Source organism: Frigidibacter albus (assembly GCF_009908165.1).
Taxonomy (GTDB): domain Bacteria; phylum Pseudomonadota; class Alphaproteobacteria; order Rhodobacterales; family Rhodobacteraceae; genus Frigidibacter; species Frigidibacter albus.
Map to the genome: position 1 here is coordinate 519,973 of NZ_JAAAUC010000001.1, position 15,625 is coordinate 535,597.

The following is a 15,625-nucleotide window of genomic DNA, read 5'->3' on the forward strand; positions in this document are numbered from 1 at the left end:
GGTCTGCGGAACGGAATGATCGACGTCGAAGACCTGATCGCGCTGGTCCGCAACTATAACCCCCGCACCAACGCAGAGCTCATCCGCGCGGCCTATGACTATGGCCGGCGGATGCACGAGGGGCAGAATCGCCATTCCGGCGAGCCCTACTTCACCCATCCCGTCGCCGTCGCCGCCATCCTTACGGAGATGCGGCTGGATGATGCGACCATCGTCACCGCCCTTCTGCATGACACGATCGAGGACACCCGCGCCTCGTGGAAGGACATCTCGGCCAAGTTCGGCGATGACGTCGCCGATCTGGTCGATGGCGTCACCAAGCTGACCAACCTGCAATTGTCCTCGACCGAGACCAAGCAGGCCGAGAACTTCCGCAAGCTGTTCATGGCGATGTCCAAGGACCTGCGGGTGATCCTGGTCAAGCTGGCCGACCGTCTGCACAACATGCGCACCATCAAGTCCATGCGCCCCGACAAGCAGATCCAGAAGGCGCGCGAGACGATGGACATCTTCGCGCCGCTTGCCGGGCGGATGGGGATGCAGTGGATGCGCGAGGAGCTGGAGGACCTGTCCTTCAAGGTTCTGAACGCCGAGGCCCGCAATTCCATCATCCGCCGCTTCCTGACCCTGCAGCGCGAATCGGGCGACGCGATCCCCAAGATCAGCGCCGATATCCGGAGCGAGCTGGACAAGGCACAGATCGAGGCGGACGTCTTCGGCCGCGCCAAGAAGCCCTATTCGATCTGGCGCAAGATGCAGGAGAAGAGCCTCGCCTTCTCGCGCCTGTCCGATATCTACGGCTTTCGCATCATCTGCCGGACCGAGGCCGACTGCTACCGCATCCTTGGCGTGATCCACACCCGCTGGCGCGCGGTGCCGGGGCGGTTCAAGGATTACATCAGCCAGCCCAAGTCGAACGGCTACCGGTCCATCCACACCACCGTGTCGGGGCGGGACGGCAAGCGGGTCGAGGTGCAGATCCGCACCCGCCAGATGCATGAGGTTGCCGAGGCAGGGGTCGCGGCGCACTGGTCCTACCGCGAGGGGGTCCGCTCCAAGAACCCCTTTGCCGTCGATCCGGCCAAGTGGATCGCCACGCTGACCGAACGCTTCGAAGAGGGCGATCACGACGAGTTCCTCGAGAATGTGAAGCTGGAAATGTACACCGATCAGGTGTTCTGCTTCACGCCCAAGGGCGACGTGATCCAGCTGCCCAAGGGCGCGACGCCGCTGGACTATGCCTATGCGATCCACACGCGGATCGGGAACAGCTGTGTCGGTGCCAAGGTGGATGGCATCCGCGTGCCGCTGTGGACGCGCCTGCGCAACGGCCAGTCGGTCGAGATCATCACCGCCGCGGGCCAGCGCCCGCAGGCGACATGGCTCGACATCGTGGTGACGGGCCGGGCCAAGGCCGCGATCCGCAAGTCGCTGCGCGAGGAAGACCGCGAGCGTTTCGTCAAGCTGGGGCAGGAACTGGCGCGGGTGGCGTTCGAGCATGTCGGCCGCAAGGCCACCGACAAGGCACTGCGCACCGCCGCGCGCACGCTTGGCCTGCAGGACGAGGTCGAGGTGCTGGCCCGCCTCGGCAGTGCCGAGCTGTCGGCGCGCGAGGTGGTCGAGGCGATCTATCCCGAGTTGGCCTCGGTGCAGAAGGATGAGGTCGATGCGCAGCGCCCGGTCGTGGGCCTTGCGCCCGACCAGTCGTTCCGCCGCGCCTCGTGCTGCCAGCCGCTGCCGGGCGAGCGTATCGTCGGCATCTTCTATCGCGGGCAGGGTGTCATCGTTCACTCCATCGATTGCGCGGCGGTGGCGGAGTTCGAGGATGAGCCCTCCCGCTGGGTGGACCTGCACTGGCAAGCGGGGCGGCACCCGCCGGTGCATACCGTCAGCCTCAATCTCACGATTGCGAACGATGCCGGTGTTTTGGGGCGCATCTGCACCTTGATCGGCCAGCAGCGGGCCAATATCTCGGACCTGCACTTCGCGGACAGGAAGCCGGACTTTTACCGGCTGATCGTCGAGGTGGATCTGCGGGATGTGGAACACCTGCACATGGTGCTGACGGCCCTTGAAGCCGAAAGCGATGTGGCGCAGGTGGAACGGTATCGGGATCTCGGTCGCAGGCCCTGACGGGCATCAGCCGGGCGGGCATAGCCCGCTGAGCATCAGAAGGAACGGTCGCGTGGTCTTCAAACGGCGGAACCCGCGCAGCACCTGGCGGATTGCCTCGGAGCTGTTCTATCCGCGCGGCGGCTGGAAGCGGGCTGTCACCTATGTGATGCATCGCCTGCGCCGCCTGCCGGATGAGCCGCACCGGATCGGGCGCGGCGTGGCGGCGGGTGTTTTCGTCAGTTTCACCCCGCTGTTCGGCATCCACTTCCTCGGCGCCGCAGGAATCGCCTGGGCTATCCGCGGCAATATCCTGGCGGCGCTGCTGGCGACCTTTGTGGGCAACCCGGCGACAACACCCTTCATTGCCCTCCTGTCGGTGGAAATCGGCCGCTGGATGCTGGGCGTTGAGGGAGGCCTCAGCTTCAACGAGATCGTCGGCGCCTTCAGCCATGCCGCCATCGAGATCTGGGCGAATATCAAGGCGATGTTCGGGCCAGAACCGACCAGCTGGCTGGACCTGAAGCATTTCTTCGACACGATCTTCCTGCCTTATCTGGTGGGCGGCATCATCCCGGGGCTGATCGCGGCGGTGGCCTCCCACTATCTGACGCTGCCGGTGATCCGCGCCTATCAAAAGCGCCGCGCCAAGAAGCTGCGCGAGCGTGCCGAGAAACTGCGCCTCGGCGCGCGGGCCCGGGCACGGGCCGAGGTTGCGGCCAGCGCCGCGGTCGCCGCCGTCACTGCGGCGACGAACGAGCCCGATCCGCCGCTTTGACAGGGATACAATCTGGCGCTGGAGGCGCGCCGCGCCGCGCGCTAGCGTCATGGACGAGACTGCTGCAAGGGAGCCGGACATGACTGTGACGAAACCGCTTGGCCGGTTGCGCCTTGGCGTCAACATCGACCACGTCGCCACCGTGCGCAACGCCCGCGGCTCTGCCTATCCGGACCCGATCCGCGCGGCGCAGATCGCCGAAGCGGCGGGCGCCGACGGCATAACCGCGCATCTGCGCGAAGACCGCCGCCATATCTCGGACGCCGATATCGAGGGGCTGATGGCGGCGCTGACGCTGCCCTTGAACTTCGAGATGGCCGCGACGGAAGAGATGCAGGCGATTGCCCTGCGCCACAAGCCCCACGCCGTCTGCCTCGTGCCCGAAAAGCGCGAGGAACGCACGACAGAGGGCGGGCTGGAGGTTGCGCGCGAGGAAAACCGGCTGGCGCATTTCATCGCGCCGCTGCGGGACGCCGGCTGCCGGGTGTCGATCTTCATTGCCGCCGATGCACGGCAGATCGAGGCGGCGGCCCGGATCGGCGCCGCGGTGATCGAGTTGCACACCGGCGCCTATTGCGACCTGCATGCCGAAGGCCGGTTCGAGGAGCGCGACATTGAACTTGCGCGGCTGGGAGAGATGGCAGCCTATGGCCATGAGCTGGGGCTGGAGGTTCATGCCGGCCACGGGCTGACTTATGACACTGTTGCCCCCGTCGCCGCCTTCCCCGAGGTGATGGAGCTGAACATCGGCCATTTCCTGATCGGCGAGGCGATCTTCCGGGGCCTTGATCCCGCGATCCGCGAGATGCGCCGGCTGATGGATGCGGCCCGCGCCTGAACCTCAGGGCCTGACGCTCAGGGTGCGAAGCCCGAGGTGGCCAGCCGCGCCTTCAGCCAGCGGCGAAAGCTCTGCTCGGCCGGCGAAGGGCTGCGGTCTTTCGCGGTGATCAGCCAGTAGGACAGGCCCGTCTCGACCATCCCCGGCGGCAGCGCCACCAGCGCGCCCCGTGCCAGCGCATGTTCGGCGACGACTTCGAAGGCCAAGAATACCCCGGCGCCCGAGATCGCGGCATCGAGGCAGAGCGAGGCATCGGAAAACTCCGGCCCGTCGCCAAGGATGTCCGGGGTCAGCCCCAGCGGCGCCAGCCAGACCTCCCAACCGAACATCGGCCGCGGCTCGCGGATGATCGGCACATGCGCCAGATCGGCGGGGGTGTGGATGCGCGCGGCGAGGCCCGGCGTGCAGACCGGCACCGCCCGCTGCGGGAACAGTCGCTCGGCCCGCACGTCTGCATAGCCGCCGCGTCCGACCCGGATGCAGAGGTCCACGTCCGAGCTGCCCGGATCGACCAGCGCGGTATCGGCGTCGAGCCGCACCTTGACCCCCGGATGCGCCACCTGAAAGTCCGGCAGCTGCCAGATCAGCCAGCGCGAGGCGAGGATCGGTGCGACAGAGATGGTCAGCAGGTCGCCCCGCGCTGGATCGGCCCGGGCCACCGCCGCCGCCAGTTGCGCGAACCCGCCGCGCAGCAGCGGTGCGATCTCGGCGCCCTTTGGCGTCAGCTCCATGCCATCCGCCTTGCGGTGGAACAGGTGCTGGCCGAGCGCCGCCTCGGTGCGCGACACCTGCTGGCTGACGGCGCCGATGGTCACCCCAAGCTCCGCCGCTGCAGCGCGCAGGCTGCCGAGACGGGCGACCGTCTCGACCGCGCGCAGGCCGTTCAGATGGATGCGGTTCAGCGGAAGCATGGAGATAATCTAAATACATTTCACAAATTCTGCACTGAAAATATGAGGAACAGCTGGCTATCTTGTTCAGTATTGATGAAGGAGACTCACATGCTGCGCAAATTCCTGCGCCTGGGGCGCGACCGCCCCACCAAGGCCCTGGCCCCCGATATGCTGGACCACCCGGCCATTCGCGCGATGACCCCCGACCAGATGGCGGATCTGCCCTTCCCGCGACCTGCCTGCTCCTGACCCTACCCCCGCGCTTGCACCGGGGCCGCAAAACCGCCATATCGCCAGCACTTAAGGCTGCACAGGAGCCAGCCCCCGTGATCCTTGGCATCGGCACCGATCTTGCGAATATCGAGCGTATCGCCGGCACGCTGGCGCGCTTTGGCGACCGTTTCCGCAACCGTGTCTTCACCGAAACCGAACAGCGCAAGGCCGAGGGCCGGGCCGATGTGGCCGGCACCTATGCCAAGCGGTGGGCGGCCAAGGAGGCCTGCTCCAAGGCGCTTGGCACCGGGCTGCGCATGGGCATCGCCTGGCGCGACATGGGCGTGGGCAACCTGCGCAGTGGCCAGCCGGTGATGCACCTGACCGGCTGGGCGGCGGAACGGCTGCGCGCCATGACCCCGCCCGGGCATGAGGCGATCGTGCATGTGACGCTGACCGACGACCATCCCTGGGCGCAGGCTTTCGTGGTGATCGAGGCGCGGCCCGTAGCGGCAGCCCAACCCGATCACGCCGCCGAAACTTGACTCCCCGCGCCCCGGGACGCATGAAGCGCGGGCAACAGGCAGGCAAGGGCAGCAGATGGCATCGAAGTCGGGCACGGCGGGCGAGGGGATCCTCGAGACGATCAAGACAGTGGTTTACGCGCTGCTGATCGCCGGGGTGTTCCGCACCCTGTTCTTTCAGCCGTTCTGGATTCCCTCCGGTTCCATGAAGGACACGCTGCTGATCGGCGACTTCCTGTTCGTGAACAAGATGGCCTATGGCTATTCGCGCTACTCCTGCCCGTTCTCGATCTGCCCGATCAGCGGCCGCCTGCTGGCGTCGGAACCTGACCGCGGCGATGTGGTAGTGTTCCGCCATCCGGCCAACGGGTCCGACTTCATCAAGCGGCTGATCGGCCTGCCCGGCGACACCATTCAGATGAAGGCGGGACGGCTGCACATCAACGGCCAGCCGGTGGCCGTGGAAGATGCAGGCACCTTCGAGGAAGTGAAGGCGCCGCAGGGGCCGCAACAGATCTCGCCGCGCTGCGCCAACGATCCGGTGGGCGAGGGCGGCGTGTGCATCAAAGAGCGTCAGATCGAGACGCTGCCGGAAGGCACCCGCCACAGCATCCTCAACATCGGCGATGGCTGGGCGGACGATACCCCGGCCTTCTCGGTGCCCGAGGGCAACTACTTTTTCATGGGCGACAACCGCGACAACAGCCAGGACAGCCGCTTCGCGCTGGCCACCGGCGGCGTTGGCATGGTTCCCGCCGAATACCTGATCGGCCGCGCCGACCGGATCATGTTCTCCTCTGCCGGCAGCAGCCTGTTCTACATCTGGACCTGGCGGGCCGACCGTCTCTTCAAGGCGGTCGAGTGAAGCTGTCAAGCGATCTTGCGGCTTTCGCGGCCCGCATCGGGCACCAGTTCCGACGGCCCGAACTGCTGCTGCGGGCGGTGACGCATTCTTCGCTGTCCTCGGTTACCCGCCCCTCGAATGAGCGGCTGGAGTTTCTGGGCGACCGGGTGCTGGGGCTGACGATGGCCGAGGCGCTGTTCTCGGCCGATGCCGTCGCGGCCGAGGGGTTGCTGGCGCCGCGGTTCAACGCGCTGGTGCGGCAGGAAACCTGCGCCGATGTGGCGCGCGAGGTCGGGCTTGGCGATGTGCTGAAGCTGGGCCGATCGGAAATGATGACCGGCGGGCGCCGGAAAGAGGCGCTGCTGGGGGACGCGATGGAGGCGGTGATTGCCGCCGTCTATCTGGATGCCGGGTTTGAACCTGCGCGCGACATGGTGCTGCGGCTGTGGGGCGACCGGATCGCCGAGGCGGCGGAAAAGGCCCGCGACGCAAAATCGGCCTTGCAGGAATGGGCGCAGGCGCGCGGAATGGCACCGCCGGTCTATGCGGTGGTGGAGCGGGCGGGATCGGATCACGAGCCGCTGTTCACCATCGAGGCGCGGCTGGAGAATGACGCGACCGCAACGGCGCAGGCCGGATCGAAACGCGCTGCCGAGCAGGCAGCGGCACAGGCGCTTCTGGCGCGAATGGAGGCGGGCGATGACTGATGACCAGGACCAGGCGGCGCTTGCCCCCGAGGGCCCGACCCGGGCGGGCTTTGTCGCGCTGATCGGCGAGCCGAATGCGGGCAAATCGACGCTGCTGAACAAGATGGTCGGCGCCAAGGTGTCGATCGTCACCCACAAGGTGCAGACCACCCGCGCCCGCATCCGCGGCGTATGCATGGCGGGCCGGGCCCAGATCGTCTTCGTGGACACGCCGGGCCTGTTCAAGCCGCGCCGCCGGCTGGACCGGGCGATGGTCGCCGCCGCCTGGAGCGGGGCTGCGGATGCCGACCTCGTGGTGCTGCTGATCGAGGCGCATCGCGGCATGACCGAGGGCGTGAAGCGCATCCTCGAGGCGCTGGTCGAGCGCGGCGGGGGGCGGCCGGTGGCGCTGGCGATCAACAAGATCGACCGGGTCAAGGCCGAGACGCTGCTGGCGCTGGCCGAGCAGATGAACGAGGGCTATTCCTTCGTGCGCACCTTCATGATCTCGGCCGAGCGTGGCCACGGGGTCGATGACCTGCGTGACTGGCTGGGCGAGCAGCTGCCCGAAGGCCCGTGGTTCTACCCCGAGGACCAGATCGCCGATCTGCCGATGCGGATGATCGCCGCCGAGATCACCCGCGAGAAGCTGACGCTGCGGATGCATGAGGAAATCCCCTACCAGCTGACGGTGGAAACCGAGCAGTGGACGGAACGTGAGGACGGGTCCGCCCGGATCGACCAGATCATCTATGTCGCGCGCGAGGGCCACAAGGGCATCTTGCTGGGCAAGGGCGGCGAGACGATCAAGGGCATCTCTACCGCGGCACGTGTTGAGCTGGCCGAGTTCATGGGCCGGCCGGTGCATCTGTTCCTGCAGGTCAAGGTGCGGCCGAACTGGCTGGAGGAATCCGAGCGCTATTCGGAAATGGGGCTCGACTTCAAGGATGGCAACTGACGCCCGCCTTGCCACCCATGTCTGGGTCGGCGCCTATCTGACCCGGCTGCGGCTGGCGGATATCCCCGTCTATGTCACCGCCAAGGGCGACCCGACGGCGGGCACGGTGCTGGTGAAATGCGCCACGCTAGACGGGCGCGCGGCCGCGTATCAGCGCAGCTACGACCTTGCCACCGGCGCCCGCGCCTGGATGCTGCTGGCCGAGGGGCCAGAGGCGGAGGTGGATGCCACGCTGGCCCGCCAGCGCTCGCGCGATCCCGACCTGTGGGTGCTGGAGGTCGAGGACCGTGAGGGGCGCACCCTGCTGGACCAGCCCGGGCTGGCGGACTGACCTCTGGCCGTTTCGGGCGCGCGCCCATAGGCTGCATTGCAAGGCTAGCGAAGGGCGCGGGGATGGACTGGCGCGATCAGGGAATGCTGCTGTCGGTCCGCACCCATGGCGAGACTTCGGCGATCATCGAGGTGTTCACGGCGCAGCATGGCCGCCATGCCGGCGTGGTCCGCGGCGGCGTGTCGCGCAAGATCGCGCCGATCCTGCAACCCGGCGCGCAGCTTGACGTCGCATGGCGCGCCCGGCTGGAGGATCATATCGGTGCCTTCACGGTGGAGCCCCTGCAATCGCGCACCGGCGTTCTGTCCGACCGTCTGGCGCTGCTGGGGCTGAACGCGGTCTGCGCGCTGCTGCATTTCGTGCTGCCGGAGCGCGAGCCGCATCCGGCGCTGTATGTGGGCAGCCTCGCGCTGATGGATGCGCTGGCAGCGGGGGACGACTGGGTGCCGCGCTACCTGCGGTGGGAAATGGCGCTGCTGGAGGAGCTCGGCTTCGGGCTCGACCTCGGGCGCTGCGCGGTGACCGGCGGGCGCGAGGATCTGGCCTTCGTCAGCCCCAAGACCGGCCGCGCGGTAAGCCGGGAGGGCGCGGGCGAGTGGGCGGCGCGGCTGCTGCCGCTTCCGGGGGTGCTGATGGGGCAGGGGGGTGGCTCCCCCTCGGAGCTGGCTGACGGGCTCTGCACCACCGGCCATTTCCTCGAACACCGCGTCGCCCCCGCGCTTGGCAACCGCCCGCTGCCCGAGGCGCGGCGCCGGCTGGTGGAGGCGCTGGCCCGCGCCGGCCGCGACTAGACGCCCGCCCAAACCGACACCCCAGCGTCGCTTATCGCCAAGCCTTTCCCTTCGCCCCCGCGTCTTGTGCGGGGCAAGGAGCGCCATGGCCAACCGATACATCCCCGTCGTCCTGCGCCACGTCCCGATGCCGGGCGTGTCTAGCTTCGCCGTGCTTGCGGCGATGGATTCTGCCGTGCGCGGCATCCTGGTGTCGGTCTGGCCGCTGGTGATGTACCGCGCGCTTGGCGATGCCGCGGTGGTCAGCCAGGTGTATTTCATGGTCGGCATCGCGGCGCTGCTGACCGGGCTGATGGTGCCCTGGGCGGGGCGCTTCATCCCCCGGCGCTGGCTTTATACCGGCGGCGTAACGCTCTACCTGATCGGGCCGGCGCTGGCGATGAGCGGGCAGGCGGCGCTGGTGCCCTTCGCCTATCTGCTGACCTGCGCGGGCACGGTGACGATCTTCATCTGCCTCAACGCCTATGTGATGGATTACATCGCCCGCGCCGACCTTGGCCGCGGCGAGTCGCTGAAGATCTTCTATTCCGCGCTCAGCTGGACGATCGGGCCGATGCTGGGCGTCACCCTGATGCATCTGTGGGCGCCGCTGCCCTTCATCCTTGCCGCCACCTTCGCACTGGCGCTTGGCGCGGTGTTCTGGACGATGCGGCTTGGCAATGGCAAGCAGATCGCCCGGGCCCGGGCGCCGGCACCCAACCCGCTGTCCTACCTGCGCCGCTTTGCCCGCCAGCCGCGGCTGATCGCGGGCTGGCTGTTCGCGGTGATCCGGTCCTGCGGCTGGTGGGTCTATGTCGTCTATCTGCCGATCTTCTGCATCGAGGCGGGGCTGGGGGAGCAGACGGGGGGCATTGCGCTGTCGGCATCGAACGCGCTGATGCTGCTCTCGCCGCTCATGCTGCGGTGGCTGCAACGGCGCAGCGTGCGGCGGGCGGTGCAGACAGGCTTTGTCGGCGCGGGGCTGCTGTTCCTGCTGGCGACGTTCGGGCAGGGCTGGCCGCCGCTGGCGGTGGGGGCACTGTGGGCGGCGTCGTTCTTCCTGGTGTTCCTCGACATGTGCGGCGGGCTGCCGTTCCTGATGGCGGTGAAGCCGTCGGAACGGGCAGAGATGGCGGCAGTCTATTCCAGCTTCCGCGATGTATCCGGCATCGTAACGCCGGGCATCGCCTGGGCGGTGCTGCTGGTGGCCCCGCTGGCCGGCGTCTTCGCCGCCTGCGGGGCCGGGCTGCTGGGGGCGGCGGCCTTGGCGGGGCGGCTGCACCCACGCCTGGGTGCGCGGCGCTGAGGCGCCGCCGCATATGGATTTGGTCCGCGGCGCCAGTGGCCCCGCGCGGGGCTGATCAGTTGCCGCCGTCAAGCAGGCGGCGGGCGATCACCTGCGCCTGGATCTCTGCCGCGCCCTCGAAGATGTTGAGGATGCGCGCATCACAGAGGATGCGGCTGATGGTGTATTCCAGCGCAAAGCCGTTGCCCCCGTGGATCTGCAGCGCATTGTCGGCGGCGGCCCAGGCGACGCGGGCGCCCAGAAGCTTGGCCATCCCCGCCTCAAGGTCGCAGCGCTTGTCGTGGTCCTTCTGCCAGGCCGAGTGGTAGGTCAGCTGCCGCGCCACCATGATCTCGACCGCCATCATCGCCAGCTTGCCTGACACGCGCGGAAACTCGATCAGCGCCTTGCCGAACTGCTTGCGGTCCAGCGCATATTGCATCCCGACCTCGAGCGCCGCCTGCGCCACGCCCACGGCACGGGCGGCGGTCTGGATGCGGGCGGATTCGAAGGTCTGCATCAGCTGCTTGAAGCCTTGCCCCTCTACCCCGCCCAGAAGGTTCTCGGCCTTGACCTTGAAGCCGTCGAAGCCAAGCTCGTATTCCTTCATGCCCCGGTAGCCCAGAACCTCGATCTCGCCGCCGGTCATGCCGGGCGTGGGGAAGGGGTCGGCATCGGTGCCGGGGGTCTTTTCAGCCAGGAACATCGACAACCCGCGATAATCGGTCGTCTCGGGATCAGTCCGGGCCAGCAGCGTCATCACATGGGTGCGCGCGGCATGGGTGATCCAGGTCTTGTTGCCGGTGACGGTCCAGCCCTCGCCCTCGCGCACGGCGCGGGTGCGCAGGTTGCCAAGGTCGGATCCGGTGTTGGGTTCGGTGAAGACCGCTGTCGGCAGGATCTCTCCGCTGGCGAGCTTCGGCAGCCACTGCGCCTTCTGCTCGGGCGTGCCGCCGCAGAGGATCAGTTCTGCGGCAATCTCGGACCGGGTGGCGAGCGAGCCAACGCCGATATAGCCGCGGCTCAGCTCCTCGGACACCACCACCATTGATGCTTTCGACAGGCCAAGCCCGCCGAACTCCTCGGGGATGGTCAGGCCGAAAACGCCAAGCTCGGCCAGTTCCTCGATGATCTCCATCGGGATCAGCTCATCGCGCAGGTGCCAACCATGGGCGTTCGGCACCACCCGCTCATCGGCGTAGCGGCGGAACTGGTCGCGGATCATCTCCAGCTCATCATCCAGCCCGGTCGCGCCGAAGGTCGCGCGGCCGTGGTTCTCGCGCATCAGTGCGACCAGCCGAGTGCGGGCGGCGGGGGTGTTGCCTGCGGCCATCAGTTGCGCCGCGGCGGGGCCGGGGGTCCAGGTGAGGCCCAGATCCTGCAGGCGGGCGGTTTCACCCTGGCTCATCGGGATGCCGCCGGCGATCTGGCAGAGGTATTCACCAAAGCCGATCTGCAGCAGCAGCCGTTCCATCTCGCCAAAGCGGCCCTCGGCCTGAAGCCGGGCGGCCCAGGCATTCATCTGGCGCAGCGCTTCCACATAGGTTGCCAGCCAGGACAGCGAATGGGCCGCAAACTGTTCGGCCTCCAGCGCGGCGCCCGAGACGCGGCCATTCTGGGTGACGGCGGCGCGCAGGCCCGACATCGCCTCGGCCAGCAGGGCTTCCACCTCTGGCAGGGTCTCCGCCGTCAGTGGCAGCAGGTTGGCGGACAGATCGGTTGCGGGCATTTCGGCACCATCAGGCATCGGGCGACTCCGTTTCTGCAGTTGCATCATCACATAGGTCGGGCAAGTTTGTTGAGCAAGTAAAATTCGGAAACTGCGCCGCTATCTTTCACAAAGTTGCGCGACGGATTTGTCATGGCCCCTGTGCCGCGCCCTGCGCTAAGCAAGCACGGCGCAGGAACGGAAGGGCGACCGGATGATGGGCGGGTTGGAGACATGGGCATTCGTGCTTGCCCTCGGGGTGACGTTCTTTGGCGGCTTCGTGAAGGGCGCGGTGGGGTTCGCCATGCCGCTGATCATGGTGTCGGTGCTCAGTTCGTTCCTGGCGCATGACATGGTGCTGGCCGCGGTGATGCTGCCGGTGCTGGTAACCAACCTGTCGCAATGCCTTCGCGACGGCTGGCGTGCGGCTGCAGAGACGGCGTGGCAATATCGGAGGATGATCGGGGTGATGCTGGTGTTCATCCTGATCTCGGCCCAGTTCGTCGATGCGATCCCGCAGCGGCTGATGACCTTGCTGCTGGGGGTGCCGATCACCCTGTTCGCGCTGGTGCAACTGCTGGGGATCCCCCTGGCGCTGCGGCTGGAACATCGGGGACGGGCCGAGGTGGTGCTGGGGGTCATCGGTGGCTTCTACGGGGGGATCGCCGGGATCTGGGGGCCGCCGCTGATCGTCTATCTGCTGTCGATCCATGCCGAGAAGCGCGAGGCGATGCGGGTGCAGGGGGTGTTCTTCTTCCTTGGCTCGATCGTGCTGCTGGCGGGGCACCTTGTCTCGGGCCTGCTGACGCCGCCGCTGCTGGTCTTTTCCAGCGCGCTGGTGGTGCCGGCGGTGGCGGGCATGGCGCTTGGCTATGCGGTGCATGACCGGCTGCCTGGGCAGGCCTTCCGCCGCTGCACCCAGGGCTTGCTGGTGCTGACCGGGTTGAACCTTGTGCGCGAGGCGCTGGTCTGAGCCAAAGGGGCCCGCACGAAAAAGGGCGCCCGAGGGGCGCCCTTGTCGTCACATGTCCAGCGCGCCTCAGCCGATGGCGGCGGCCTTCACGTCATCGTCGATATGCGGCACATATTGCGCGAAGTTCTTCGAGAACATCTCGACCAGCTTGCGGGCCTGCGAGTCATAGGCTGCGCCGTCCGCCCAGGTCTGGCGCGGGTCGAGCAGCTTGTCATCGACACCCGGCACCGAGACCGGCACTTCGAAGCCGAAATTCGGGTCCTTGCGGAAGGTGGCGCCGTTCAGCGAGCCATCCAGCGCCGCGGTCAGCAGGGCACGGGTGGCCTTGATCGGCATCCGCTTGCCCACGCCGAAGGCGCCGCCGGTCCAGCCGGTGTTCACCAGCCAGCAATCGGCGCCATGCTCGGCGATCTTGGCCTGCAGCAGCTTGCCATAGGCCTCGGGGCGGCGCGGCATGAACGGCGCGCCGAAACAGGTGGAGAAGGTGGGGGTCGGCTCGGTCACGCCCTGTTCGGTGCCCGGGGTCTTCGACGTGAAGCCCGACAGGAAGTGATACATCGCCTGCGCCGGGGTCAGCCGGGCGATGGGGGGCAGCACGCCGAACGCGTCGCAGGTCAGCATGATGATGTTCTTGGGATGCCCGCCAAGGGAGTTCGGCGAGGCGTTGGAGATATACTCCAGCGGGTAGGCGCAGCGCATGTTGTCGGTCAGCGAGTTGTCCTCGAAGTCCAGCTCCAGCGTGTCGGGATCGAAGACCATGTTCTCGACGACGGTGCCGAATTTCGACGTGGTCGCGTAGATTTCCGGCTCGGCCTCGGCCGACAGGTTGATGGTCTTGGCATAGCAGCCGCCTTCGAAGTTGAAGGTGCCGCGGTCGGACCAGCCATGCTCGTCATCGCCGATCAGCGTGCGCGACGGGTCGGCAGACAGCGTGGTCTTGCCGGTGCCCGACAGGCCGAAGAACACGGCGGTGTCTTCGGGATTGTCGATGGCGTGGTTGGCAGAGCAGTGCATCGCCATCACGCCCTTGCCCGGCAGGATGTAGTTCAGCAGGGTGAAGACCGACTTCTTGTTCTCGCCGGCATAGGCGGTGTTGCCGATCAGGATCAGCTTCTTTTCGAAGTTTAGCGCGATGACGGTGTCGCTGCGGCAGCCGTGGCGGGCCGGGTCGGCCTTGAAGGTCGGGCAGTTGATGATAGTGAATTCCGGCACGAAGCCCGGCAGCTCATCGGCGGCGGGGCGGCGCAGCAGATGGCGGATGAACAGGCCATGCCAGGCCAGCTCGGTCACCACCCGCACGTCAAGCCGCAGCTCGGGATCGGCGCCGGCGTAGAGGTCCTGCACGAAATAGTCGCCGCCCTTCATGTGGGCCAGCATGTCGGCATGCAGCAGATCGAAGGCTTCGGGCGTCATCGGGGCGTTGTTTTCCCACCAGATGCTGTCTTCGACAGCCGGGGTGCGCACGACGAACTTGTCCTTGGGTGAACGGCCGGTGCGGGCGCCGGTAGAAACAAGGAACGCGCCGCCCTTGCCCAGACGGCCCTCGCCACGCTGCACGGCCGCTTCGACCAGCGCCGGTTCGATCTGGTTGTAATGGACGGTCCCTAGACCGATGATACCCTGATCTTCCAGGCGATGCGCCGGATTCACGCGTCCGATGGTCATGTGCAAGCTCCCGTAGCCGTCCAGCGGCTTTCCATCCTCAAAGGTGGCGCCCTGGGCCAAAAGGGCGCCGACGGGCCGAAAATGCCCGACTTGGCCGCTATAACATGACGTCCCGGTGAAGAAATGGAAACTTTGTATCAGTTAGCGCAACCAGTCCGGGTTTAGCGCAACCACGCCGATGGGGTGAGGCAAATTAGTCGAACCTTCGTTTTTTTCGCCTGAACTGAGTCCGGCGCAAGGCCCGATTCGCAGTTAGAGATTGATTCCCAAAGCCGGACAAGGGACAATATGGCAAAAATCAGGCAAACAGAGCAGTAATTGAGGGTACCCCGATGTCTAGGATCGCGCTGGTGGACGATGACAGGAACATCCTGACATCGGTGTCGATGACGCTCGAGGCCGAGGGCTTCGAGGTCGAGACCTATAATGACGGCCAATCCGCGCTGGATGCCTTCACCAAGCGCCTGCCCGACATGGCAGTGCTCGACATCAAGATGCCCCGCATGGACGGGATGGACCTGCTGCAGCGTTTGCGCCTGAAAACCCAGATGCCGGTGATCTTCCTCACCTCCAAGGATGATGAGATCGACGAGGTCCTGGGCCTGCGGATGGGCGCCGACGATTACGTGAAAAAGCCCTTCTCGCAACGGCTTCTGGTGGAGCGGATCCGGGCGCTGCTGCGCCGGCAGGAGGCTGTCGCCACCGGCGAGGTTGCGGTGACCGAAGAGACCAAGGTGATGGTGCGCGGCCAGCTGACGATGGACCCGCTGCGCCATTCGGTCAGCTGGAAGGGCAAGGATGTGTCCCTGACGGTGACCGAGTTCCTGCTGCTGCAGGCGCTGGCACAGCGCCCGGGCTTCGTGAAAAGCCGCGATCAGCTGATGGATGTCGCCTATGACGATCAGGTCTATGTCGATGACCGCACCATCGATAGCCACATCAAGCGGCTGCGCAAGAAGATGCGCACCGCGGATGACGAGTTTACCGCGATCGAAACGCTGTACGGCATCGGCTATCGTTACAACGAAGAATGACCATCGCCGAAGG

Annotated in this window: 16 protein-coding genes; 13 read left to right on the plus strand and 3 right to left on the minus strand. The window is 66.7% G+C overall.

Features of this window, described 5'->3' with window-relative positions:
• Positions 1 to 15: 15 nt before the first annotated feature.
• The 3 genes from GVY41_RS02365 (at position 16) to GVY41_RS02375 (ending at position 3,728) form a co-directional block, all read left to right on the plus strand.
• Positions 16 to 2,133 carry a RelA/SpoT family protein gene (locus tag GVY41_RS02365; RefSeq protein WP_161342996.1) on the plus strand — a complete coding sequence of 706 codons (2,118 nt, stop codon included), beginning with the start codon at positions 16 to 18 and terminating at the stop codon, positions 2,131 to 2,133.
• A gap of 52 nt (positions 2,134 to 2,185) precedes the next feature.
• Complete coding sequence (locus tag GVY41_RS02370; RefSeq protein WP_161342998.1) at positions 2,186 to 2,890, plus strand: DUF2062 domain-containing protein; 705 nt, start codon at positions 2,186 to 2,188, stop codon at positions 2,888 to 2,890.
• A 79-nt stretch (positions 2,891 to 2,969) separates the two neighbouring features.
• Positions 2,970 to 3,728: a pyridoxine 5'-phosphate synthase gene (locus GVY41_RS02375; protein ID WP_161343000.1), complete on the plus strand. Its 759-nt coding sequence runs from the start codon at positions 2,970 to 2,972 to the stop codon at positions 3,726 to 3,728.
• A 17-nt stretch (positions 3,729 to 3,745) separates the two neighbouring features.
• Here GVY41_RS02375 and GVY41_RS02380 read toward each other — a convergent pair whose 3' ends face one another.
• A complete protein-coding gene (locus GVY41_RS02380) occupies positions 3,746 to 4,639 on the minus strand; it encodes a LysR substrate-binding domain-containing protein (protein WP_161343002.1) in 894 nt (297 codons plus the stop codon).
• A gap of 90 nt (positions 4,640 to 4,729) precedes the next feature.
• On the opposite strand from GVY41_RS02380, the gene GVY41_RS02385 reads away from it, so the two are divergent.
• The 8 genes from GVY41_RS02385 to GVY41_RS02420 all read left to right on the plus strand — a co-directional run bounded on the left by GVY41_RS02385 (position 4,730) and on the right by GVY41_RS02420 (position 10,253).
• Entirely contained in the window at positions 4,730 to 4,870 is a 141-nt protein-coding gene (locus GVY41_RS02385; RefSeq protein WP_161343004.1) for a hypothetical protein, read from the plus strand.
• Between the two features lie 77 nt (positions 4,871 to 4,947).
• Positions 4,948 to 5,379: a holo-ACP synthase gene (gene acpS, locus GVY41_RS02390; protein ID WP_161343006.1), complete on the plus strand. Its 432-nt coding sequence runs from the start codon at positions 4,948 to 4,950 to the stop codon at positions 5,377 to 5,379.
• Between the two features lie 55 nt (positions 5,380 to 5,434).
• A complete protein-coding gene (gene lepB, locus GVY41_RS02395; protein ID WP_161343008.1) occupies positions 5,435 to 6,223 on the plus strand; it encodes a signal peptidase I in 789 nt (262 codons plus the stop codon).
• Positions 6,220 to 6,909 (plus strand): ribonuclease III, encoded by a 690-nt coding sequence (rnc, locus tag GVY41_RS02400; protein ID WP_161343010.1) that lies wholly within the window; start codon positions 6,220 to 6,222, stop codon positions 6,907 to 6,909. Before lepB ends, rnc begins: the two co-directional genes overlap by 4 nt.
• On the plus strand, positions 6,902 to 7,846 hold the full coding sequence (era, locus tag GVY41_RS02405) for a GTPase Era (RefSeq protein ID WP_161343012.1): 945 nt from the start codon (positions 6,902 to 6,904) through the stop codon (positions 7,844 to 7,846). The genes rnc and era overlap by 8 nt, the downstream gene beginning before the upstream one ends.
• Complete coding sequence (locus GVY41_RS02410) at positions 7,836 to 8,177, plus strand: DUF1491 family protein (protein WP_161343014.1); 342 nt, start codon at positions 7,836 to 7,838, stop codon at positions 8,175 to 8,177. The genes era and GVY41_RS02410 overlap by 11 nt, the downstream gene beginning before the upstream one ends.
• Positions 8,178 to 8,239: 62 nt before the next feature.
• A complete protein-coding gene (gene recO / locus GVY41_RS02415; RefSeq protein ID WP_161343016.1) occupies positions 8,240 to 8,968 on the plus strand; it encodes a DNA repair protein RecO in 729 nt (242 codons plus the stop codon).
• Between the two features lie 85 nt (positions 8,969 to 9,053).
• The gene (locus GVY41_RS02420; protein ID WP_161343018.1) at positions 9,054 to 10,253 is read left to right on the plus strand and encodes an MFS transporter; all 1,200 of its coding nucleotides are present in this window, start codon (positions 9,054 to 9,056) and stop codon (positions 10,251 to 10,253) included.
• Between the two features lie 55 nt (positions 10,254 to 10,308).
• On the opposite strand, the gene GVY41_RS02425 is transcribed toward GVY41_RS02420, so the two are convergent.
• On the minus strand, positions 10,309 to 11,979 hold the full coding sequence (locus GVY41_RS02425; protein ID WP_161343020.1) for an acyl-CoA dehydrogenase family protein: 1,671 nt from the start codon (positions 11,977 to 11,979) through the stop codon (positions 10,309 to 10,311).
• Positions 11,980 to 12,154: 175 nt separating this feature from the next.
• Here GVY41_RS02425 and GVY41_RS02430 point away from each other — a divergent pair, with 175 nt between their 5' ends.
• Complete coding sequence (locus tag GVY41_RS02430) at positions 12,155 to 12,913, plus strand: sulfite exporter TauE/SafE family protein (protein WP_229725884.1); 759 nt, start codon at positions 12,155 to 12,157, stop codon at positions 12,911 to 12,913.
• A gap of 66 nt (positions 12,914 to 12,979) precedes the next feature.
• Here the strand turns inward: GVY41_RS02430 and GVY41_RS02435 are convergent, their stop codons facing one another.
• Positions 12,980 to 14,578, minus strand: coding sequence for a phosphoenolpyruvate carboxykinase (locus GVY41_RS02435; protein ID WP_161343022.1), 1,599 nt, complete (start codon positions 14,576 to 14,578; stop codon positions 12,980 to 12,982).
• Positions 14,579 to 14,910: 332 nt separating this feature from the next.
• Here GVY41_RS02435 and GVY41_RS02440 point away from each other — a divergent pair, with 332 nt between their 5' ends.
• Positions 14,911 to 15,612, plus strand: a complete 702-nt coding sequence (locus GVY41_RS02440) for a response regulator transcription factor (RefSeq protein WP_161343024.1) — start codon at positions 14,911 to 14,913, stop codon at positions 15,610 to 15,612.
• Positions 15,613 to 15,625: the final 13 nt, after the last annotated feature.

What these genes read in the sequence shown, in the direction of transcription:
- GVY41_RS02385 (WP_161343004.1), top strand. Translation starts at nt 4,730, where the DNA reads ATGCTGCGCAAATTCCTGCGCCTGGGGCGCGACCGCCCCACCAAGGCC.
- GVY41_RS02440 (WP_161343024.1), top strand. Translation starts at nt 14,911, where the DNA reads ATGTCTAGGATCGCGCTGGTGGACGATGACAGGAACATCCTGACATCG.
- GVY41_RS02365 (WP_161342996.1), top strand. Translation starts at nt 16, where the DNA reads ATGATCGACGTCGAAGACCTGATCGCGCTGGTCCGCAACTATAACCCC.
- GVY41_RS02410 (WP_161343014.1), top strand. Translation starts at nt 7,836, where the DNA reads ATGGCAACTGACGCCCGCCTTGCCACCCATGTCTGGGTCGGCGCCTAT.
- GVY41_RS02375 (WP_161343000.1), top strand. Translation starts at nt 2,970, where the DNA reads ATGACTGTGACGAAACCGCTTGGCCGGTTGCGCCTTGGCGTCAACATC.
- GVY41_RS02380 (WP_161343002.1), bottom strand. Translation starts at nt 4,639, where the DNA reads ATGCTTCCGCTGAACCGCATCCATCTGAACGGCCTGCGCGCGGTCGAG.
- recO (WP_161343016.1), top strand. Translation starts at nt 8,240, where the DNA reads ATGGACTGGCGCGATCAGGGAATGCTGCTGTCGGTCCGCACCCATGGC.
- era (WP_161343012.1), top strand. Translation starts at nt 6,902, where the DNA reads ATGACTGATGACCAGGACCAGGCGGCGCTTGCCCCCGAGGGCCCGACC.
- GVY41_RS02420 (WP_161343018.1), top strand. Translation starts at nt 9,054, where the DNA reads ATGGCCAACCGATACATCCCCGTCGTCCTGCGCCACGTCCCGATGCCG.
- GVY41_RS02435 (WP_161343022.1), bottom strand. Translation starts at nt 14,578, where the DNA reads ATGACCATCGGACGCGTGAATCCGGCGCATCGCCTGGAAGATCAGGGT.
- GVY41_RS02425 (WP_161343020.1), bottom strand. Translation starts at nt 11,979, where the DNA reads ATGCCTGATGGTGCCGAAATGCCCGCAACCGATCTGTCCGCCAACCTG.
- lepB (WP_161343008.1), top strand. Translation starts at nt 5,435, where the DNA reads ATGGCATCGAAGTCGGGCACGGCGGGCGAGGGGATCCTCGAGACGATC.
- GVY41_RS02430 (WP_229725884.1), top strand. Translation starts at nt 12,155, where the DNA reads ATGATGGGCGGGTTGGAGACATGGGCATTCGTGCTTGCCCTCGGGGTG.